Origin of the sequence: Chitinophaga parva, from assembly GCF_003071345.1 — a bacterium.
Classification (GTDB): Bacteria; Bacteroidota; Bacteroidia; order Chitinophagales; family Chitinophagaceae; genus Chitinophaga; species Chitinophaga parva.
The window spans coordinates 932,130-953,713 of record NZ_QCYK01000001.1; the positions used below are offsets into that span (position 1 = coordinate 932,130).

At 53.4% G+C, this 21,584-nt stretch carries 17 protein-coding genes; 7 read left to right on the forward strand and 10 right to left on the reverse strand.

Annotation, left to right across the window (positions count from 1 at the left end):
- Nucleotides 1–35: 35 nt before the first annotated feature.
- From DCC81_RS04130 to DCC81_RS04145, 4 genes are read left to right on the forward strand one after another with little or no spacing between them, the layout of a single operon-like run.
- Nucleotides 36–386, forward strand: coding sequence for a DUF6249 domain-containing protein (locus tag DCC81_RS04130; RefSeq protein ID WP_108685320.1), 351 nt, complete (start codon nucleotides 36–38; stop codon nucleotides 384–386).
- The gene (locus DCC81_RS04135) at nucleotides 361–909 is read left to right on the forward strand and encodes an RNA polymerase sigma factor (protein WP_108685321.1); all 549 of its coding nucleotides are present in this window, start codon (nucleotides 361–363) and stop codon (nucleotides 907–909) included. Before DCC81_RS04130 ends, DCC81_RS04135 begins: the two co-directional genes overlap by 26 nt.
- Complete coding sequence (locus tag DCC81_RS04140; RefSeq protein ID WP_108685322.1) at nucleotides 902–1,210, forward strand: hypothetical protein; 309 nt, start codon at nucleotides 902–904, stop codon at nucleotides 1,208–1,210. The genes DCC81_RS04135 and DCC81_RS04140 overlap by 8 nt, the downstream gene beginning before the upstream one ends.
- Before the next feature lie 27 nt (nucleotides 1,211–1,237).
- Nucleotides 1,238–1,972 (forward strand): GLPGLI family protein, encoded by a 735-nt coding sequence (locus tag DCC81_RS04145; RefSeq protein WP_108685323.1) that lies wholly within the window; start codon nucleotides 1,238–1,240, stop codon nucleotides 1,970–1,972.
- Nucleotides 1,973–2,030: 58 nt separating this feature from the next.
- On the opposite strand, the gene DCC81_RS04150 is transcribed toward DCC81_RS04145, so the two are convergent.
- From DCC81_RS04150 to DCC81_RS04165, 4 genes are read right to left on the reverse strand one after another with little or no spacing between them, the layout of a single operon-like run.
- Nucleotides 2,031–3,377: an alkaline phosphatase family protein gene (locus DCC81_RS04150; protein ID WP_108685324.1), complete on the reverse strand. Its 1,347-nt coding sequence runs from the start codon at nucleotides 3,375–3,377 to the stop codon at nucleotides 2,031–2,033.
- Between the two features lie 15 nt (nucleotides 3,378–3,392).
- Nucleotides 3,393–5,141, reverse strand: a complete 1,749-nt coding sequence (locus tag DCC81_RS04155; protein WP_108685325.1) for a RagB/SusD family nutrient uptake outer membrane protein — start codon at nucleotides 5,139–5,141, stop codon at nucleotides 3,393–3,395.
- A gap of 20 nt (nucleotides 5,142–5,161) precedes the next feature.
- The gene (locus DCC81_RS04160; protein WP_205686254.1) at nucleotides 5,162–8,500 is read right to left on the reverse strand and encodes a SusC/RagA family TonB-linked outer membrane protein; all 3,339 of its coding nucleotides are present in this window, start codon (nucleotides 8,498–8,500) and stop codon (nucleotides 5,162–5,164) included.
- A gap of 19 nt (nucleotides 8,501–8,519) precedes the next feature.
- On the reverse strand, nucleotides 8,520–9,509 hold the full coding sequence (locus tag DCC81_RS04165) for a FecR family protein (RefSeq protein WP_108685327.1): 990 nt from the start codon (nucleotides 9,507–9,509) through the stop codon (nucleotides 8,520–8,522).
- 173 nt (nucleotides 9,510–9,682) lie between these two features.
- On the opposite strand from DCC81_RS04165, the gene DCC81_RS04170 reads away from it, so the two are divergent.
- Entirely contained in the window at nucleotides 9,683–10,252 is a 570-nt protein-coding gene (locus tag DCC81_RS04170; RefSeq protein WP_108685328.1) for an RNA polymerase sigma factor, read from the forward strand.
- Nucleotides 10,253–10,362: 110 nt separating this feature from the next.
- Here DCC81_RS04170 and DCC81_RS04175 read toward each other — a convergent pair whose 3' ends face one another.
- The 3 genes from DCC81_RS04175 to DCC81_RS04190 form a co-directional block, all read right to left on the reverse strand.
- Complete coding sequence (locus DCC81_RS04175; RefSeq protein ID WP_108686455.1) at nucleotides 10,363–10,665, reverse strand: YXWGXW repeat-containing protein; 303 nt, start codon at nucleotides 10,663–10,665, stop codon at nucleotides 10,363–10,365.
- Between the two features lie 155 nt (nucleotides 10,666–10,820).
- The gene (locus DCC81_RS04180; RefSeq protein WP_108685329.1) at nucleotides 10,821–12,209 is read right to left on the reverse strand and encodes a hypothetical protein; all 1,389 of its coding nucleotides are present in this window, start codon (nucleotides 12,207–12,209) and stop codon (nucleotides 10,821–10,823) included.
- Between the two features lie 613 nt (nucleotides 12,210–12,822).
- Nucleotides 12,823–14,232 carry an RtcB family protein gene (locus DCC81_RS04190; protein ID WP_108685331.1) on the reverse strand — a complete coding sequence of 470 codons (1,410 nt, stop codon included), beginning with the start codon at nucleotides 14,230–14,232 and terminating at the stop codon, nucleotides 12,823–12,825.
- A gap of 100 nt (nucleotides 14,233–14,332) precedes the next feature.
- Here DCC81_RS04190 and DCC81_RS04195 point away from each other — a divergent pair, with 100 nt between their 5' ends.
- Complete coding sequence (locus DCC81_RS04195; RefSeq protein WP_108685332.1) at nucleotides 14,333–15,397, forward strand: helix-turn-helix transcriptional regulator; 1,065 nt, start codon at nucleotides 14,333–14,335, stop codon at nucleotides 15,395–15,397.
- 68 nt (nucleotides 15,398–15,465) lie between these two features.
- Here DCC81_RS04195 and DCC81_RS04200 read toward each other — a convergent pair whose 3' ends face one another.
- The 3 genes from DCC81_RS04200 to DCC81_RS04210 all read right to left on the reverse strand — a co-directional run bounded on the left by DCC81_RS04200 (nucleotide 15,466) and on the right by DCC81_RS04210 (nucleotide 18,042).
- A complete protein-coding gene (locus DCC81_RS04200) occupies nucleotides 15,466–16,596 on the reverse strand; it encodes a TIGR03364 family FAD-dependent oxidoreductase (RefSeq protein ID WP_108685333.1) in 1,131 nt (376 codons plus the stop codon).
- A gap of 27 nt (nucleotides 16,597–16,623) precedes the next feature.
- The gene (locus DCC81_RS04205) at nucleotides 16,624–17,307 is read right to left on the reverse strand and encodes an HAD-IA family hydrolase (protein ID WP_108685334.1); all 684 of its coding nucleotides are present in this window, start codon (nucleotides 17,305–17,307) and stop codon (nucleotides 16,624–16,626) included.
- 159 nt (nucleotides 17,308–17,466) lie between these two features.
- The gene (locus tag DCC81_RS04210) at nucleotides 17,467–18,042 is read right to left on the reverse strand and encodes a helix-turn-helix domain-containing protein (RefSeq protein ID WP_108685335.1); all 576 of its coding nucleotides are present in this window, start codon (nucleotides 18,040–18,042) and stop codon (nucleotides 17,467–17,469) included.
- Between the two features lie 236 nt (nucleotides 18,043–18,278).
- Between DCC81_RS04210 and DCC81_RS04215 the strand changes: the two genes are divergently transcribed.
- Nucleotides 18,279–21,581: a SusC/RagA family TonB-linked outer membrane protein gene (locus tag DCC81_RS04215; protein WP_240612881.1), complete on the forward strand. Its 3,303-nt coding sequence runs from the start codon at nucleotides 18,279–18,281 to the stop codon at nucleotides 21,579–21,581.
- The last annotated feature ends 3 nt before the right edge of the window (nucleotides 21,582–21,584 follow it).

The window sequence follows — 21,584 nt, forward strand, 5'->3', positions numbered from 1 at the left end:
CGCCCGCCGGTTTCTAAATACCAAATACTATTCACATGTCAGAGCATACCATTTTTGCCTGGTCTATTTTCGTGATCATGTTCACCGGCCCTGGTATCCTGGGTTATTACGTGCTGAGCCGGCACAAAGAGAAGATGGAACTGATCAAAAGAGGGGATTATGCCTTCCAGGCAAACTACCTGGAAAATGCGCGCTACGGTGCACTGAGCAAGGGCATCCTGCTGCTGTGCCTTTCCCTGGGTATCGGTATCGGTTTTTTCCTTACCAAAGATGCAACAGGTAGTGCCCTGGTGGTGGGATACCTCATTCCTATACTGGGTTGTTGCGGGTTGGGGCTGCTGCTGTATTACTTCATTGTAAATGCACGCCTGCGCAAAGATGCATGATGCGCTGCTACAACGGGCCCGCGATGGGGATCGGGATGCTTTGAATGCCTTGCTTTCAAAGCATCGTGACCTTGCATTTTCTATTGCGCTCAAGTACCTGAAGCAGCCTGCAGATGCGGAGGATGTGGTGCAGGACGCCTTCATTCGCGTGTTCCTGCAAATGCACCGGTTCCGTAACGAAGCGGCTTTTTCCACCTGGTTGTACAAGATCATTTATTACGAAGCGCTGCGCAAGATCCAGCAGCTGCGCCGTATTCCCACCATTAGCGAAGAAGCGCTGGCGGAAGAGGCGGAGGAAACTGCCGCATCGCCGGAGGAGCTGCGCCTGCAGGTAGATAACGCCATGCGTTGCCTTACGGCCAATGAGTACATGATCGTGAACCTGTTTTACCTGATGGAAAAAGATATCCGCGAAATAGTGCAGATCACTGGCCATTCCGCGGCCAATATTAAAGTATTGCTGCATCGTGGCCGCAAACGTATGGCCGCTTCCCTGCAGGCACAAAAAGAAAGCTATGAATGATGATATGCTGAAAGCCGCGCTGCAAAAGAGCTTGCAGCAGCCGCCTTCCCGTTACTTCAATGAGCAGGTGCTGCACCGTCTGCCTGCCCCGGTGAAAGCGCGCCAAAAACATTTCCTTTCCCTGGACGACGCCTGGCTGCTGGTGTGGGTGCTGGTGTTACTGCTGGGCGGGGCCTGGATATTACAGTCGCCGGCTATCAATAGCCAGCATGTGCTGCTGTTACTGACCCTGGCAGCGCTGGGTATTTTTGTAATGCTCTTTAACCGTATAACCCGTTCTGCCCTGCGCAAGCCGCAATAAATTCCCCTTATTAAAAAAATCGTTTTGATGAAAAAAGTAGCCTTGCTTTTTGCGGCATTGTATTGCCTGCAATGTACCGCCATGGGCCAGAACGGCCGCATCGTCTTTGAAAGGAAAGTAAATGCCTGGGCCCTCATGCGGGCGATGGCGGACCAGCAAGCCTTCCCGCAGGAGCGGTTTGAAGCCTATAAAAACGGAAACCCGGAATACAAGACGGCCCGTTTTATACTTCAGTTCAACGAGGCCTGCAGTTATTTTTACGCAGACAGTGCCGCGCCGGAAGTGAGCATTGATGAATGGTTTGCCATGGTGGGCGCTAAGCTCGTGTATACAGATCTTGCACATCACTGGCAAATGCTGCAGGCGCGCGTGTTTGATTCCAGCTTTGCAGTGGCGGACAAGCCGTGGGGCTTCCTGTGGGAAACAAGCGGTGCCCAACGCATGATTGCCGGCTACCACTGCCGCCGCGCTACCACCTTGCTGCAGGATAGCATCCCCGTTGTAGCATGGTACACAACGGCATTGCCATTGCCCGTGGGGCCGGGAATATTCCAGGGGCTTCCGGGCGCAATTCTCGCCATTGAGCTCCCTACACTGCTTACCACCTGGCAGGCCACGGCAGTATTGCACGGCCCCCAGCACATTGATGTGCCGTTGGCAAAGGCCCCTGTTTCTTATGCAACCCTTCGCGAGGTGGTGTACCGTATGACCAGGAGCTGGGCCACCGCAGGTGCTTTGGTGCTGCAACGGGCATTATTGTAAATGAGAACGGCCGCCCCACCAGGAGCGGCCGTTGCAGGTTTTTAAAAGGACAGGGTGGTTATTTTGCTACACCAGCAGGCGCCTTGCCATCTGCATCCGGCAGGCTTACCCCCAGCAGTTGCGCGATCAGCGGGGCTACGTCTATCACACTCATTGCTTTTACATGGGCGCCTTTGTTAATGCCGGCGCCGTAGGCGACAAACCCGGTGCGGATCTCCGCAAAGTCCGGGTAGAAGCCATGGGTGCCGCCTTTGGCCGCTTTTACCACTTCTCCTTTCACAGCACCGCCAATGGTCACGCCTTTGGCGGCGGCCAGGGCCAGTGCTGCATGCGGGTCTGCGCCGATGGCATCCAGCTGCTTGCGTTCTATGATCTTGAACAGGGCCTGTTGTTCTGCAGGCAATGCTTTCAGCAGCTCCCGCACTTTATGGAGCGTAGCCACGTCTTCCGGGTCTTTCAGCATCAGGAATGCGGAGCCGCCACTGGTGTGGAATTGCGCTTTCCAGTCTCCTTCCTTTGCATTGGTGAGTAAGCCATGTTGCGCCAGGATCACGTTAGGGCAAAAGGTTTTGCTGATGTTTACAAAGCCATGGTCGCCGGTAACGATAATGGTGGTGCTATCCGCAATGCCGGCACGTTGCAGCGCTTCTATTACCGTACCAATGGCGCGGTCTGCACCTGCTACTGCCTTGCGTACTTTAAAACCATCACGACCTTCTTCATGTTCGTAATGGTCTGTGCAGGCCAGGTGCAGGGTGGTAAAGGTGGGCTTGTACTGCTGGATGAGGTAAGCGCCGATGCGGGCCACGTTTTCATCAAAGATCAATTCACCATTCTCCATGGAAAAATCTTCAAAGCGCATGACGCCCGTGGCGTGTTGCTCCACTTCCTGGTACAGGCCCGCGGGCGTAGCATATTGGGCCGTGGCCTTGCGGCGGTCTTTCTCCTTGGTGCCGGCCGCGTAGGGCCAGATGTCCGGGATGTTGTAGTCAACAGGAGCGCCTACCGTTACAGGCCAGATCACGTTCGCAGACGTTTTGCCGGCTTTGTGCACTGCATCATACAGCGTGGGCACTTTAATGCTGTCGTAATAAAAATACCACATGCCTGTGGCGCCCTGCGGTTCAAAGGGCGCATTGTAATATACGCCATGCTTTGCCGGCGCTACGCCGGTGATGAGTGAAGTATGATCCGGGTAGGTTACAGAGGGGAAGATCGGATTTACCCCGTCTGCATACGCACCGCTGTCTTTCATCATGCGGAGGTTCACCATGCCCCAGGAGGCATCGGTATAAAAATCCGGGCGGAAGCCATCAATGGTGATCAGCACCACGTGGCCGGCCTTTTGCGCCCAACCGGCCATGGTGGCCATTATCAGGGCAGTTGCTAAAAATACGCGCTTCATATGTTTCCGTTTATGTTATTTTCCTTTCCAGCCGTCTGTTTGCACCAGGTTCGGGTTGATCGTGATTTCACTGAACGGTACCGGGTATACATATTTGTAGGGCTGCCAGTCGCGGGGAATGTTATCCATCCAGATGAGGTTACCCCTGGTACCTTCCGTCAGCTTGGCCTGGTTATCGTCAATGATGAAGTAGTACACACCGGGCACTTTGGTGGCAGGTGTTGCTTTTACAAAGGCTACTTCCGGTTTACCATCGCCGTTCAGGTCCATTGGTGTATCCATGGCCGGCACATACAGGCCTTTGTAGGAAATGGTGAGCAGGTGGCCGCAGCCCCAGCGCACCAGGTCATTGAAGCGGAAGCCTTCCAGGGCCAGTTCCACCCCGCGCTCACGGCGTACTTCCAGCAGGGTGGCTTCTGTGACCGGTACATTGGAATCGTGGAAATACTGCACCAGGTAAGGATCTGCTGCGGTGGGCATACCAGTGTTCTGGATGCCGGCGCGGGCCCGCAGGGGTTTAATGGTGAGGTTCCATTCATCTGCGGTGAGAGGGCGCCGGGCGGCAATGGCTTCTGCTTTGTTCAGCAGCACTTCCGCGTAGCGGATGAGGGGAATGGAGTTGTAGTTTTCTGCCACACCATCCGTAGCCTTGGAGTCCAGCGTGTATTTGATGGGCTGGTAGCCGGTGTAGGTGTAGGTCCAATCCGGGGCGGCAGGCTGCCCTTCGCGGCTGTAATTGCCCATGCGGATGGTTTGCTGCAGGCGCAGGTCGCGGTTTTTCACTTCCTCCTGGAAAGGGATGGCGTCAAAGTTAGTACCGTCTGTAAAGCGGCTGCCATCAATATTCAGGTAAGTATCAATAAAGGTTTTGGTGAAGCTCACCCGGTTGCCATACGTGGCGCTGGTGAACAGCCAGTTGGCATCGTTGAACACACGGAGGCTTTTGTTGCATACGTAGGCCAGGATCACTTCCGTAGCATTGGGTGTTTCGTTGATGAAGAGATTGCGGTAGTTCATGCTGGCATCGCCGGCGGTGTTCAGGGAGTACTGTTTGCTGTTGATCACCGCGGTGGCCGCGCTGTCGGCGGCATCCAGCCATTTGTCTGCATCCGGGAGGTCAGGCATTTCATATTTGCGGAAGGTGCCTTCAAACAAGCATACGCGCGACTTGTAAGCAAGCGCCACCCACCGGGTGATCTGGGAGCAGCTGGCATCTTTGGTAGCGCGGATGTTGTTGCAGGCAAAATTCAGGTCGGCCAGGATGCTGTCCATCACCAGGGTGCGCGGGTCCTGCGTTTTGTAAAGTTCGGGATCGCCTACTGCCAGGGTGTGGCCGTACCAGGGCACATTGCCAAAGCGTTTTACTTTTTCAAAATAGAACATGGCGCGGAAAAAACGGGCAATGCCGGCGTAGTGGTTCTTTGTTTCGGTGCTTTCCTGCGCCTGGCCGCAATGCTCCAGGAAATAGTTCACATTGCGTAGTTGTGTCCAGGTCCAGCCACTGCTTTGTGTGGAGCCATAGCTGGGCAGCAGGAAGGTGTTCACTTCCTTGCCCGCCATGTAATCACTCATACCGTCTGCACGGATCACGGTATTGGCGTCGGTGATGATATTGTAAAAAGAAGTCGTGTAGAGCTGCAGGTCTGCTTCCTTGTTGAAAGCGTTGCTGGGGCTCAGTTTATCAAAAGGCTTCAGGTCCAGGTCTGTTTTGCAGGAGGCCAGGCCCAGGGCGGCGATGGCGAAGAGGAGGATATTTTTTTTCATTGTCTGTCTGCATTGATCATTTAGAAAGTAATACTCATGCCCACGGTGTAGGTCTTCAGCATGGGATAGTCCATGCCGTTACCGGCGCCCTTGCTCAGCTCAGGATCTGCGCCTTCTATCACTTCCGGGTCCATGGTGCGCACATGGCGGTACATGGGCGTCCACGTCCAGAGGTTCTGGCCGGTGAAGTACAGGCGGGCTTCTTTCATCTTTGCGCGGTCTGTCCAGCTGTGCGGCAGGGTATAGCCCAGCGTCAGGTTCTTGAGACGGATGTAAGCCACGTTCTGCACGTATTTGGATTGCTGCACGTAGAGTTCCGCATTGCTGTTAAGCGCCGTGTAGCCACGGAAGCGGGGGAAGTAAGCATTGGGATTTTCTTCAGACCAGCGGTTGTTCAGCACATCTACCGGCATCCAGCTGTAAGGGCGGTTATACTGGCCCCAGAACAGGGAGTTATCTGCACCCGGCCAGAAGTCTCTTTTACCAATACCCTGGAAGAAGAAATTCATGAAGAAGCCATTCCAGTTGGCGCCGCCATTGATGCCAAATGCGTAGCGGGGCTCTGTATTGCCGATCACGCGCTGGTCGCCCGGATCTTTTGTGGTATTGGCGCCCTGTGTGATCTTGTTATCACCGTTCAGGTCTTTGAAGCGGATATCACCGGGGAGCAACTGGTTGGCCGCTGCCACGCGGATGAAGGACTGGTCTGCATGTTTGCCGGCCAGGTCGGCTTCGGTGAAATAACCGTCATTCACAAAGCCCCACATTTCGCCAACGCGCATGCCTACATAATAATTGTTCGGGCTTGCCAGCGTGGGAATGAGGCCCTGCTGGTTGTTGTAGCGGGTGATCACGGAAGTGTAATCGCTCACCACCACGCCAAAGTTGTAACCAAATGGTTTGTTGCCCAGGTTAAAAGTGTTGTTCCAGTTTACAGACAATTCCCAACCCTGTGTTTTCAGGTCCGCATAGTTGCCTTTGGGTACGGCTGCGCCGAATACGCTGGGCAAGGTGGGGCCCGGCGTAAACATGTTTGTGGTCTTGCGCACATAGCGGTCAAAGTTCACACGCAGGTGGTCATTGAGGAAAGCCACGTCCAGTCCACCATTCAGGGTGGTGGATTTTTCCCAGGTCAGCCCGTCAGGAATTACGTTCGGGTTCTGGGTATAGATGGGTGTTACGCCGTTGATAGACATATTCAGTTTGGTAACGGTCATCGTCTCCAGGAACTGGTAAGGATCTACGTTGCCATTGCCCAGTGAACCATAAGAGCCGCGCACCTTCAGGTCGGAAATGAAACCGGGGCTCACCTTCCAGAACGCCTCGCGTGACACGCGCCAGCCGGCAGATGCAGACGGGAAGAAACCCCATTGCTGTTGCGTGGGGAACTTGGAAGAACCATCATAACGGCCATTTACTTCCAGCAGGTAGCGTTCGTCATAATTGTAATTCGCGCGGAAGAAGCCGCCCAGGGTACGCCATTCATAACCGCCACCGGTGAGGGTGTAGTTCAGGCCATTCATCAGGGAGAAATCCGGCAGGCTGGAATTGATCAGCCCATCGTGCTGGTAGTAGCGCGATTTGAAGAGCGTGTTCTCATAGTTATAACCCACCAGTAATTTGAAAGCATGTTTGTGGAGCTGCTGGCTGTAATCTGCATAGATGTTCATGCCGGTGTACATGGTGCGGTCGTTCTCTTCGTTCATCTTGCTTTCACCACGCAGCAGGGTGGCGCCGGGCATTTTTTCATACGGCACCGGTGTATACAGGCGGGTTTCCAGGTTGGAGGTAAAAGCGTAGGTGAAGTCGCCATTCACATGCAGGTGGTCGTGCAGGAAGCTGGTGGTTACGCGGCTGGTATTGCGCAGCAGCAACTGCGTCTGGTCGGAATAGTTATTACCGGTTACAAAACTGCCAAACACGATGCTGCCGTTTTCTGTGATGGAACCATCAGGATTTTTCAGCATGGCCACCGGGAATGCTTCATCAGAGATCCTTCTCCACACCGGCGTGTTGCTCGGGTGGTTGAGGATGGGATAAAAGTAATGCCGGTTGGAGAAGTCAAAGTTGTTTTCCACTTTCATCCATTCAAACGGGCGCACGGTACCTTTTGCGCGCACGTTGTATTGCTTGAAGTGGTCTGTATTATAGCGGAAAATACCTTTCTGGGAATAGTAACGGCCGGAGAGGTAATAGTCAGACTTGCTGTTGCCTCCGGACATAGAAAGATTCTGTTCCGTAGAAGGATCGGAGTCTGCATACAGTTCATGCATCCAGTCCGTGTTGCCATAATACACATAGTTGCCGGTGGTGGGGTCTATGTCTACCTTAGGCAAGGACGGATCATCGTTGCGGCGTTTCAGTTCATCCAGGTAGTCCAGGGAGAAAGGGAATACGGAGTTGGCCTTGGCCGGGTGGGCTTTATAATCATTCCAGGCATAGTAAGCCTCGTCAAAGTTCTTGGCCCACTCGTAACCGTTGGTCACGAACTTAGGTTTAATGGTGCGGTCGTTAAGCGAATAGTTACCGGAGTAAGTGAGCTGTGTTTTGTCTTTGCTGGGCGCCTTGGTGGTGATGAGCACTACGCCAAAACTACCGCGTGCGCCGTAGATGGCCGCTGCTGCGGCATCTTTCAGCACAGACACACTTTCAATATCATTTGGGTTCAGTAGGTTGGGGTCGCCGGGCACGCCATCTATCAGCACCAGGGCGCTGCCGCCGGCACCGATGGAGGTGGTGCCGCGCACATTGTAAGTAGCGCCACGGGTGGGCTTACCATCCGTGATGCGGATGTTCAGGTTAGGCAATACCCCTTGCAGGCCTTTGGTAGCACTGGTCATAGGGCGGTTGGTGAACACTTCCTTGCCCACCTGGTCTACCGCGCCGGTGAGGTTCACTTTCTTCTGGGTGCCATACCCCACCACGATCACTTCATTCAGCGCAGAAGAAGCTTCTTTCATCACCACGTAAATGGACTGCTCTTTCTGCGGGTCCAGGTTGTTCTTGGTGATGGTCTGTGTAAGGTAGCCCACGTAAGCGATGGTGAATACGAAAGGCGGCTTGTTTTGCGAATCATCAAAAGTAAATACACCATGCTCATTGGTCATGGTCATACGTTTTACGCTGTCTGCCCCGCTTTTCAGCTGCACGGAAGCACCGGGAATAGGTTGGCCTTTCTCATCTTCGATCAGGCCTTTGATCCAGGTTTTGTGCTGTGCCTGTGCCGGCAGCAGTTGCAGTACAGTCAGTGCCAGCAGGAGGCCAAGGATGCGGCCGGCCTGCGGCAGGGAAGGTTGTGAGGATCGTTCTTCAGTTAGGGGCAAAGCTCCGCCTTTCCCTACCAGGTAGCGATGTAACATAGTAACGGGCATATTTTAGTTAGTGATTTTTTTCTATCCGGTAGCCGGTGGCCATATTGGTGATCTTTAAGTTTTCCAGCAGGGCAATGCGGTGCAGTACCTGTGCCAGTGAGTCTGTGGGCCTCACCGTGCCGGAAAATGCGATGTTTTCGAGTGATGCGTGTTGCACGCGGATGTTGATGTGGTAACCTTTGGCCAATGAGTCCAGTACCTGTGAAAGCGGCAGCTGGTCAAAGCTGGCGGCATAGCCGGTAAGCCCGCCAAAGTCGCGGATGGTGGCCCGTTTAAGCGCAGGCGTGGCATTGCCGCTGCTTTCACTGTTCATGGTCAGTAGTGCTGCTGTGGGGGTGCTGATGGCCATTTGCCCGGGTTGCAGGTAAGCAATACGGTTGTTAGCCTGCACCATTACACGGCCGCTGTGCAGCCATACCTTGATCTCGCTGCCGGTGCGGGCCATGGTGAAAGCCGTGCCCAGCGCGGTGGTGGCCACATTTCCCGATTCAACCACGAAAGGGTTGCCGGCGTACCGGGCTACATTGAAGTAGGCTTTGCCAAAGAGGATAATGCGGCGGTCCTGCTTTCCAAACCCGCTGCTGTAGCGGATGCGGGAGCCTTTATATAAAGTGGCCAGTGAGCCGTCCGGCAGATGCACGGAGCGGTGGTCTGCCAGTTTGTTTTCAAATTCCAATGTGTCTGCCGGTGCGGAGATGGCCTGTGCTACAGGTGATACTGCGGCTTGATGGTGGGGCTGTTGCCACCACCAGGCGGCACCCAGCACCATGGCCCCGCTTACCGCAGCCGCGGTGGCCCAGCGCATGCGCACTACCCGCGCCGGCGTGGTGCGATGTGCAATGCGCTGGTATACCTGCCGGAGCTCCATGGGTGTGAGCGCCGCATCGGTATCGTGTTGCCGGGCTTCGTACCATTCGTCATAAGCCTGGCGCTCCGCCTCAGTGGCGGTGCCGTCCAGGTATTTTTCCAGTAAATATTGCAGGCGCTCCGGCGTCATGAATAATGGGTTGTTTGTAAGTTCATCACTTCAACCCGCATTTACCCTCCCTCGTTTTTGCGAGTTCATATTAAGTTAACATTGGGGCAATGTTTACCATAACTTAACACAGCTTGTTTGGTGGGCCGAATATATTTGCAGATAAAATTACCGCTATTTCACAGGATACACATATGGAAGAGGGCTTGTGGCAACAAGCCAGGAACGGCGACAGGCGGGCGTTTGAGACCTTGTATCATCTACACGCGGAAGCACTGGGCCAACAGGCGTTACGCATTCTCCGCGACCGTGAGCAGGCAAAAGATATTCTACAGGAAGTTTTTATCAGTCTCTATTTAAAACGCGGAGATCTCCCTGATGATCTCAATGTAGGCGGGTACCTGAGCAACGCGGTGAAGTACAAAATATCCAATGTGTTGCGGAACAAGCTGGTGCAGGAAAGCCATCACCAGGTAATTGTAAAGGAAGGCTACCAATCAGATATACAACCCGCCGTATCCCTGGAGCGCAATGAGCTCAAACAGCAGATCGATCAAAGCATTCACACACTGCCCCAGAAGTGCCGCCAGGTTTTTATGCTAAGTTACTACGGTAACCTTGGTTACAAAGCCATTGCCGCAGAACTGGGCATTTCTGTAAAAACCGTGGAAAAGCACATGAGCAAGGCATTACAGGCCCTCCGCCGTGAATTAAAGGCAGGGCATTATATAGGGATGCTGGCTATTGGAATGATGTTAAATTAATGGCTTGTTAAATTGTTGAAATAGAAAAGGCCGCTTGTAACACAAGCGGCCTTTTCTATTCACAATAGCGTATCCATCATTCACTGCTATTCACTTACAAATGACCGGTCTCATCTCCAGTGACCGGGAATCCAAACCCAGCCTCCACGGCCGTGTCTCCAGTGGCCTGCTATCCATACTACACCAGGCCGGGGCGGTGCGGCCCAATAACCGCCGTGCCATACGTAGCCACGGCCCTGGGGCACCCATTCTTCTTCTACCCATACTGCGCGGGGAGAAGGCGCAACGGGCCTTGTTACTATTACGGTGGGGCGGGCAGGTCTGGTGCGTACCACCACGCGCTGTGCATATGTATCTGCCGCGGTAAATGCCACCAGGGCAAAGGCAACGAGTAATCCTGCTAACTTGTTCATAGTACGCTCTTTTTAAGGTTTCTGTTTATTGGACGCTGTAACTTGGGAGAGGTTTAATGGGCTTGTAAACAGGTTGTGGTGGCGGGCCACAACAAAGGCGCCTCCCCGGATGAGGAGGCGCGTGTCTCAAAAATGGATGGTACTCGTCTTTTATTTTATTGCAGCAGGCGCCATTCACTGAGCTGCCAGATGCTGCTGCCATTGTTTGCTGTGATGTTGAGGCGGTAATATTTGTAGGCGGTGCTGTTGGAAAATGTATACCGTTTAGTGAAAATGCGGGCACTGAACGTTTCGTTGGTGCGGGTGTCCAGCGTGGTCCAGGTGGTGCCGTTGTTAGAGCCCTGGAGGTTCCAGCTTTTGGGGTCACGGTCCGGGGCGTCGTTGCCGGAAGTGAGCGCATAGGAATGCGCTACCTGCGCGGTGCCATACAGCAGTTGGATGTAGAAATCGGGCGCATAGTTAAAGATGAGGAATTTCGTGTTGTAGTTGGCGTCCGTCATTTTGGTGGAACCTTCCGCGGAAGCGGCGCCACTGCTGTTTTCTTTATTGGCACTGAATGTGCCGGCCGCGGTAATGTCTTTGGCGTAGGTAACGCCGGGGAAAGTGGTTTGTGCGGTAGTAAGCTGGGTGGTCCAGTCGCTGCCGCCTTCATCCAGGTTGCCAAAGGCGGAAAGCGCCAGGGGCTTCAGGTCTACGCCGGCCGCCCCGCTCCAGAAGTGCACAAATTCACCCATGTTCATACCACGGTCGTACTCGGGATAGGTGGCAATGCCGTTATTGAAATTATGTTTGGGAAAGTACTGGGCGAGCAAGGTGAAAAATTTATCGAGCGTTGCAGCCTGGCTATACCAGGAGTAGATGGGATAGAACCAGTCCTTGAACCAATGCGTGTTGGCACGGGGGAAGTTGTCGGAGTTGGCCATTTCCAGGTTGTACCAGCGGGTTACGTCGGCACTGCGGCCCAGGCCCACATATACATCGTACTGGTAGATCTCCATCCATTTGCTATCGTGCCAGATACCGAAGGCCGGTGAGTTGTGTACGCCTTTGGAGGCGCCTTCCACGATGTGGCCTATTTCATGGGTGGTAAGGTCAATGTCATTACCCGTGCCACTCAGCCAGGCATTGGGGTCGGAGGAGCCTACGTCTATCACATTGCGGTAGTCATGGCTGGCATCCATGTAAGTGGAAGGATGGCCGCCGGAATACTTGCCGGCGTGGAAAATGGCAAACAGGCGCGTGTCTGTACCAAAGCTGCCATACGTGTGTTTGGTGTAGTTCCAGGCCTGACCCAGGTAGGTGAATGGCCAGGTGATGGAGGTGTTCACATCATTGTCGTAATACACGGCTACGCTGGTGTCAAAGTATTTGCGTTGCAGGAGTTGGTTATGCTCAAACCAGTGTTCCTGCCAGGTGGTGGGAGGGTCTGCAAGAGCGGCACGGGGCGTGGTGCCGGGGTTATTGCTGCTGAGCACATCTTTTTTACAACCAGGGGTCAGTGCCAGCAAGGTGGCGGCTCCTAAGAGCAGGAGGTGAAGCTTCATGGTTTTGTGGGTTGTTTTTTAGGTGAACAAAAGAAAGGAAATGACTTGGGTGGATGTAACCAATGGTTATGCGCCGGACAAAACTTTCCCCGCCCGCGATCGCGAAGCCAGGCCAGCGTTATATGCAGGACAAAACCTCCCCTGGCCGCGTTGCGGCAACACAAAATTTTATGCAATGAATAGATCAGTGCCCCCGCCGGCATTGCGTGTCAATGCGGCATTTCACAAAAATGGATCAATGGTGTGCTGGCTGCGCTTTCACAATCCGGGTTACGCCATGCAATTGCTGTAAAAACTGGTTGTTGATATGTGTTACGGTAAAATAGTTGCCGGCTAACAGTCTTCGTATACTAGGTCCTGTGTGATAGGGCCGGGCTGGTTGATGGCCCTGCGCTCCTTTGAAAGGTTGAACTAAATCGGTTTTGTAGCCGATTTTTGAAATTAAAACAAAAAATGTAATCCTGCAAACATTTTATGCCGGGCGCTCCGGCTGGGCCGGTCGGTACGTGGAGCCTGCATTGATATCGCAGCTGTACCTGCCTGTGATGATTGAAATGGTTGCAATACAAAAGCGCAAGCGGTTCCCCACCTGCGCCTTAGTTATTTAATTCCATCAATCTTCCCTGCTCCCGTCATCCGCCATCCGCACGATCTTTGGCGTAAACTCCGCGATGATCTCGACCAGCGCCTCCTGAGCTTTCATCACCGCACGGATGTCTTTGTAAGCACCCGGCGCTTCATCCAGGCCACCCCCGAGCAGCGTAACACCGTGGCTTTGCAGGATGTTCTTCAATTCAGCGGGCGTGAACGTTTTTTCCGCCTGCGTACGGCTCATTTGTCTGCCCGCACCATGCGATGCAGAATTAATAGCTGCCGCATTCCCTTTACCCCGTACCAGGTATCCCGGTGCGGTCATAGAGCCGGGGATAATGCCCAGCACGCCGGCACCCGCGGGGGTAGCGCCTTTCCGGTGCACGATCACTTCCTGGCCGTTCAGCATTTCCTTCCATGCAAAGTTGTGATGGTTCTCCACCCGTGCCAGCAGCGGTGCGCCAATGGCGGCGGTCATTTTTTGATGGATCACTTCATGGCAGGCGCTCGCATAATCACCGGCCAGGTGCATGGCCAGCCAGTATTCCTGGCCAGCATCGGTATCGAGATCCAGGTAGGCGAGGTTTTGCGCTTCCCTGGGCAGCTTACAGATCTCTTTGGCCACTTTGGTGTAGTGCCCAGCCAGTGTGGCGCCCAGGCCGCGGGAACCGGAGTGGGTAAGCAGGGCAAGGTATTGGCCCGCAGGGATGTTCCATTCATTATCCGCATTGGCAAATGTGAGGGTACCCCATTCCACGAAGTGGTTACCACCACCGGAAGAGCCCAGTTGCGCCCATGCCTTATCTTTCAGGCTACGGGTAAGGCGGTTCATACCAAATGCTGCATTTTCCAGCACGGCGTGGTCTGCACGTTGGGCCCCGCTAAAGCCATTGCCTGCGCCAAAAGCGGAATACTGCAACAACGCGTTGGCATAAAAACCTGCCCGTGTTTCCAGTACAGCCGCCGGTGCATCAAAGATGCTCAGCGCCATACGGCAACCTATATCTACCCCTACACCGTAAGGGATCACTGCATTATTGGTGGCCAGTACGCCGCCAATGGGAAGGCCATAGCCCTGGTGGGCATCCGGCATCAGGGCGCCTGCAACGGTTACCGGTAATCTTACCGCCGTTTGCATCTGTGCGCGGGCGCCGGCTTCAATGGCTTCAGGACCATATATAACAAAGGATGAAGGGTCTTTCAGTTGGATGGTTTCATCCGCAGGGACCATTAGCATGGCCGCCAGACTGGCCCATACCGCGTCTGCGGTGTAGGCTTCCGGCGCAGCCAGGAGCGCCGCCAAAGTGGCCAGCACTTCCGCTTCCTGCGTTTCCGCAAAAGTGGCCGCTATATGGCGGGCCGCTGTAATAGCGGGCGACTGTGGGTAACCGATGGCGATCAATTGTTTGCCGGTGATGTTCAGTGCGTTCATATCTGTATCATTTGCTTGACAATACAAAGGTTAAACTGAACTGCGCAAGCTTTTTGCGCACTTGGATTTATTTCTTTATTTTTCTAAAAATTCAAATCCTATGCCCGTCAACCGCAATGCGTTGATCCGCTATAAGCTGATAGACAACTGCCTGCGCAACCGCCGCCGCAGGTGGACCCTGGAAGATCTCATTGACACGGTATCTGAAGGGCTGTATGAATATGAAGGTATTGACAAAGGCATCAGCCGCCGCACCCTGCAGGCCGACCTACAAATGATGCGCAGTGATAAACTGGGATACAATGCACCCATCATCATCGTAAATAAAAAATACTACACGTATGAAGATGCCAGCTACAGCATCACGAATATTCCCCTGAGTGAACAGGACCTGCACCGCATGAACGAGGCCGTGGAAGTGCTGAAGCAGTTCAAAGGCTTCAACCACTTCAACAGCCTGCAATCCGTGGTACAAAAGCTGGAAGACCACGTATACGCGGCTACCCATCACACCAAAACGGTGATAGATTTTGAGAAGAATGACCAGCTGAAAGGCCTGGAGCACCTGGATGTGATCTACCAGTCTATTGTGCAGCAAAAGCCAGTGCGGATGGTTTACAAATCATTCAAGGCCCGCGAACAGCGTAACCTTATTTTTCACGTGTGGTGGCTGAAAGAATTTAAGAACCGCTGGTTTGCAGTAGGCGTAGTGGAAGGCGGCGCAAAAGACCCGAACCATACCGTATTGAACCTGGCGCTGGACCGTATGGGATCAGTAGTGCATGATGAAACGGTATTGTACCGGGAAAGCAGGGGGCTGGATGCCGCTGATTTTTATAAGAACGTGATAGGCCCCACGGTGCAGTGGCCCAGGGAAGATGTGCAAACCGTGATCTTCTTTGCCAACAAGCTGCATGCGCCCTACATTGAAACAAAGCCATTACACCCATCACAACAGGTAAAGGAACGGCTGCCGGAAGGCATCGTGTTTACCATGCAGGTACAATTGAATAACGAACTGGAAAAGGAGTTGCTGGGTTTTGGAGATGGTGTGGTAGTACTGGCTCCCCACCGGTTGCGGCGCATGATCAGGAGCCGGCTGCGCAAAGGGCTTGCACAATATGAAGACAATTATCCTTACCTCAACAGGAAGGAGGGAGACTGATCACCATGAAGCCCCGCCCATAGGCCCGAATCACAAGGCATAGGCGGGCGCCTGCATGGAGATGTTAATCAAAATGTATACTGCCCGCTGATCACTTCTTCCGCCAGGCCAAAAGAAAGGGTCATCCCTGCACCACTGGGTGCATTGAGAATGGTAACGCCGGTTTCCGGAGAGTGGATGAACTCCGTAGCGCCGTTCTTCATCTTGGCATAGGTGCCATTCCAGGATTGCAGGCGGGAGTTGTTCTTAAACTGCGTGAAGGTGGCCAGGTAATCCATTACCAGGTCATTCAGTGATTCCCGGTCAAAGGGGTCCTGCACCAGGCCATATTCATGCGTATCACCAATGGTAAGCTCACCCAGGTGATTTTGCGATACCATTACGTGGATGCCCCATTTCACGTATTCCGGGTATTGCTCCGCGTAGCGTTCTTTCAGTGCCGCCAATGAAGGAGATACCTGGAAAGCGCTGTAGTGCGTAAGGGAAAGGCCGCCGCAGAGTGAGGGCCCTATGCGCCAGTTATCGGGCTGGGCCTGGAGGCGCAGCATTTGCAGCTTGCACTTGGTGATGGGAATTTCCAGGAAGGTTTCCGGGTAAAGGGTTTCGAAATCTGCACCGCTGCAAACGTAGATCTCGTCTGCGCTCCAGGTGCGCTTACCGGAGTACACCACGGGGTGCGCTATACGGCTGATGGCGGTGTTCCAATGAAATACCACGCCGTATTTTTCCTGCAGGAAAGCAGCTACCTGGCCCACGGCCTGGCGGCTTTCCACGATCATTTCATCTGCGCTCCACAATGCCCCCAGCAGGCCTGTTGCTTTGGCCGCAGGGCTTTTGGCCTGCACCTGTTCCGGGGTAAGCATGGCCACCTGGCGGTAGCTTTTACTGGCCTGTACAAATTCTTCCATCACCCCGAGTTCATCGGCATGATAAGCCAGGTGCAATGATCCCACCGGGTCTGTCCAGATCTTGCTTTCCGCGGCAATCTGCTGCCACGTGTTCCGGCTAAAGATAGCGCGGTTATACAAAGTGCCTTCCGGCTGGCCCACCGGCCACACCATCCCAAAGTTGCGGATGGAGGCACCGATGGCCCTTTCATTGCGCTCAAATACCGTCACCGCGTAGCCCCGCACCGCCAGTGCGCGCGCAGTAGCCAGCCCCAGGATGCCTGCGCCTATTACGATTGCTGATTTTGCCATGGAAAGTAAGTTGTTAATATGTGATCGTTATCCCCTCACAATGTCCAGTACCTCCGCAATATCATCAATGATATGCGTGGGCTGGTAAGGCTCCAGGGCGGCACGGGTGAAGGCCCCGGTAGTAACACCGATGATGTAGCGGCTGCCTACGTTCTGGCCTTCGCGGATGTCTACTGCTGTGTCGCCTACCTTGGCGGTTTCCTTCGGGTCTGTGATGCCGGCGGCTTCCATCATGCGCTGCACCATATAGGGATGCGGGCGGCCCTGGGGCACTTCATCCGATGCTACCAGGTAGTCAAAAATGCCTTTCTTTTCCCATCCCAGTTTATCTACGATAGCCATGGCAATGTTGCGGGAAAAACCGGTGTTAATGCCCACTTTCACGCCTTGCTGGCGCAATGCCTGCAGGGTGGCTTCTGCATGGGGCAGGGCCATGATATCCGGCGTGGTGTGGTAGTAATCCAGCATGTGCTGTACAAAGGTGCGGTGTATATTGCAAACATGTTCGGCAGTGATCTGTTCGGGGGTAAGGGTGCGGCCCAGCATCATGCGGATGGCTTCCGTTTTTTCATAACCCATGATCGGGTTGATCTCATCCAGGGGAATGGAATATCCATACTGCTGCAGGGCGGCCTGGAAAGCTTTGGCCACCCCGTTATCATCCTTTACCGTGGTGCCGGCCATGTCAAATACAACCAGTTTTATAGACATCTTATCGGTTTTTGGAAGGCGGATGCCCTCGTGTAATAATCGGTAGTTACACAGCAATATTAAACAAAAGTTTAGTAATGCTAAACCGCTAGAAGTTTACCTTTTTGTTAAGATAGCCGTTGCAGGGGTTAAAACTGGTTGGTAATGAAAAGCCTGGCGCTAGTCTCGCTCTTCAAAAAAATAGACCACCAGCATACTGGCAGGTGTGGTGCCCACATTCCGTGGGGTGTGGGACAGGCGGCCGTCAAACAACATGGAGTCGCCGGCCCGGAGAAGGATCTGCTCTTTCTCGAAGATGTACTCGATCTCCCCGCTTACGATGAACTTGTATTCAAAGGCTTCTGTTTGCACCATGGGACGGGTGGCATGGGGCTGCAGCTCCAGCAGCACTATGTCTATCGTGGCATCCTTGAGATGGCGGGAAAAAATGCGCAGGTAGTCAAACCCGGTGGCCTGCTCTTTTTCAAAGGGCTGGTATTCTTCTTTGCGCTTGATGAGCACCGGGGAATCCGCCGAGGTGGAGATGTCCCTGAAAAAAACATTCAGGTCTGTCTCCAGTGCTTTTACGATGTCTATCAGTACCGTCAGGGAAGGAATGGTGCGGCTGTTTTCGATCTGGGAGATAAGCCCTTTGCTCACCTCGGCCATCGTGGCCAGCTCCTGTACCGTAATTCCTTTTTCTTTCCGTAGATCTTTAATCCGCTGACTGATCTGGATCAAGATGTCTTCTTTCATAAGCATTGCACATGGTCCGGCAAAGTAAAATGTTTTTACGACCGGCGAGTGTTAAACAATCTAAACATTTCATTATCCATGGGTCCAAAACCCATATTGTTTATAGCAAGTAAACAAAATCAGCCTAAATGCCCCAATAAAGTTTAGCTAATGTTAACTTTCACATAACATTAACTAAATGTTGGCTTAACACTACCCGGATAGATTTGTAGCCATAAACACACAAAATCTTGGGTATGACTATGCCAAAATCTACACATTGGTTATTACTAAGCCTTGTAATGACCTTATTCTTCCAGCTGCCTGCCTGGGCGCAAACGTCGCCCGTTAAAGGTATAGTGCGCGAAGCCACGACCAAAGAGCTGATCGTGGGTGCCAGCATAAAAGTGAAAAACACGAGCATAGGCACCACCAGCGGGTTGGATGGTACTTTCTCCATCCAGGCCAAGCAGGGAGATGAGCTTATTGTGTCTTTCATTGGCTACCAGACCATTACGGTGCCGGTAACCGGGAATCATGTAGAAGTGGCCCTGCCCGTTTCTTCCAAACAGCTCAATGACGTGGTGGTAACGGCACTGGGTATACGGAAGGAAGTGAAAAAAGTAGGTTACGCCGTACAGGAAGTAAAAGGCGAAGACCTGGTGAAAGCCCGCGACCAGAACCCCCTCACCGGTCTTACCGGTAAAGTGGCCGGCCTTTCTGTAGGCGCATCCGCCGAACTGCTTTCCAAACCCACCGTATTGCTGCGGGGTAACGAGATCACCCTGTACGTGGTAGACGGTATCCCCGTTAGCTCCGACACCTGGAACCTCAGCCCCGACGATATTGAATCTTACACCGTGCTGAAAGGCCCTGCTGCTGCCGCATTGTATGGCAGCCGTGCCCAATATGGCGCTATCCTCATCACCACCAAGAAAGGCACCAAGAAGAAAGGCTTCACGGTGGAGTTCAATTCCTCCAACGCATTTGACCGTGGCTTCCTTGCCTTTCCCCGCACACAGGATGAATATGGCCCTGGTGAGAACGGCCTGTATAGCTTTGTAGATGGCAAAGGCGGTGGCCTGAACGACAACGACTATGACGTTTGGGGCCCCCGTTTTGAAGGTCAGCTGATCGCCCAGTACGACAGCCCCGTAGATCCCGTGACCGGTAAACGCACCCCCACCCCCTGGGTAGCCCGCGGTAAGAATAACCTGAAACGCTTCCTGCAAACGGGTTTCCAGACCACGGATAACCTGGCCCTGAGCGCTTCCGGCGATAACTACAACCTCCGCTTCTCTGTGTCCCAGTCTTACCAGAAAGCCATCATCCCGAACATGTCACTGAACATTACCAACTTCAACATGTACGGTTCTTACAACCCCACAGACCGCCTCCGCCTGGAAGCAAATATCAATTACAACCGCCAATACACACCTAATTACCCCGACGTGGATTATGGTCCCAATAGCTTGATCTACAACATTGCTATCTGGACCGGTGCAGACTGGAACATTGATGATATGCGCAACTACTGGCAGAAAGGTAAAGAAGGTACACAATCCATCTTTGCAGAATACCAGCGCTACCACAACCCTTACTTCATGGTGAATGAGTGGCTGCGTGGCCACTACAAAACAGACGTTTACGGTTATGTATCTGCAAACTATAAGATCAGCAATGGCCTGAATGCCACGCTGCGCACGCAGATCACCGGTTATGACCTGTTCCGTAATGAAAAGATGCCTTTCTCCGCGCACCCCTACGGCCGCGAAGGCAATATGGGTGATTACCGCGAAGACAAGCGCAACCTGTTTGAGAACAATACAGAACTGTTGCTGAATTACAACTACAACATTGGGCGCTTTGTAAACCTGTCCGGCCTTGTGGGCGGTAATGCGCGCAACTTTGAATACCGCTCCAGCTTTACCTCCACAGACTACCTGCAAACGCCCAATGTGTATGACTTTGGCAACTCGCTGAATAACATACAGGCCTCCAGCTTTGCCTCCCAGATGCGCGTACTGAGCGCCTACTACTCTTTGGATGCGAGCTTTGGTAAATACCTCACCCTGTCTTCTACCGGCCGCGTGGACAAGTCTTCCGCTGCACCGGGCCAGGCTACGTATTTCTATCCCAGTGTATCACTGGCTACACCGGTCTCTGATTATGTGAAGCTGCCGGAGTTTATCTCCTTCCTGAAGGCCCGCGCTTCTTTTGCCAATGTAAAGGGTGATGCTACTTCTTCCGTGATCGGCATGGCGCCATATAACTCTATCACGGCACTGGGTGGTTCTCCCACCGGTTCTTCCCTGTTCGACTATCCCCTGGGTTATGGCAGCAACTACCTGTCGCCTTACGGTGGCCCGGACTACAGCCTGAACTCCAACTACAATACCAGCAAGACGTACAACAACCAGCCGGATGCACACGGTACTACCAAGCTGTTTGACGCAGGCCTGAAACCCTTCACCCGCGTGAACTATGAAGAAGGCCTGGATATCCGCTTCCTGGAAAACCGCCTGGGCCTGAGCGCTACCGCCTTCCAGTATGTGGATGGCCCGCGCATCCTGCCCAACCCCATCTCCACGGCATCTGGTGGCCAGGTGGAAGTGCTGAACGGCCTCACTACCAAGAAGACCGGTTATGAGCTGTCACTCACTGGCTCCCCGCTGAAAAGCGCCAAGGGCCTGAACTGGGACATCCTGGTGAACTACGCTTCTTTCGTGGATAAATACAAGGAACTGCCCGATGGCCAGAAGGTGTTCAACCAGTTCTTCCATGTAGGCGACCGCGTGGATAAGCTGTATGGCTCTGCCTTCTTCCGCGATCCGGTTGGTAACATCATCTACAGTGGCGGTACGCCGCTGGCTAACCAGGTATCACAATACCTTGGTAACCTTAACTCCAAATTTGACTGGAGTATCTACAATAAATTCTCTTACCAGGGCGTGTCACTGGGCTTCCAGTTTGATGGCCGTGTAGGAGGTAAAATGGTGGACTACATGCACAACAAGACCATGCGTGGTGGCCGTAACATTGAAACCGTACAGGGTAAGCTGGGCGCTTCCCGCCTGGACGATTTCAACAACGCCGGTAAGTCCGGCTATGAAGGTACTTACGTAGGTGATGGCGTGGTAGTGAGCAATGGTACTGCCATCCAGTACAATTCTACCACCGGTGCTATCACCAACTATAAAGACCTGGTGTTTACGCCAAACACCGTTACGTCTAACGTACAGGGTTTTGTAAGCTCCTACTACAATGTGGATGAAGCCAACCTGATGAGCAAGACCTATGCTAAACTGCGCGAGGTGACCCTGGGCTACGACCTGCCCCACGCGCTGGTTTCAAAGGCCGGCCTGTCTAAAGTAAGCGTGTCCCTCATTGGCCGTAACCTGCTTTACTTCTACAAAGACAAGCGTTTCAAAGATGTGGACCTGGACCAGTACAATGCTACGCAGAATACTACGTCTACCGTACCGTCCCTCATCACGGCTACCGCATTGCAGTCACCGACCACCCGTCGTTATGGCTTTAACCTGAATGTTGTGTTCTAATTT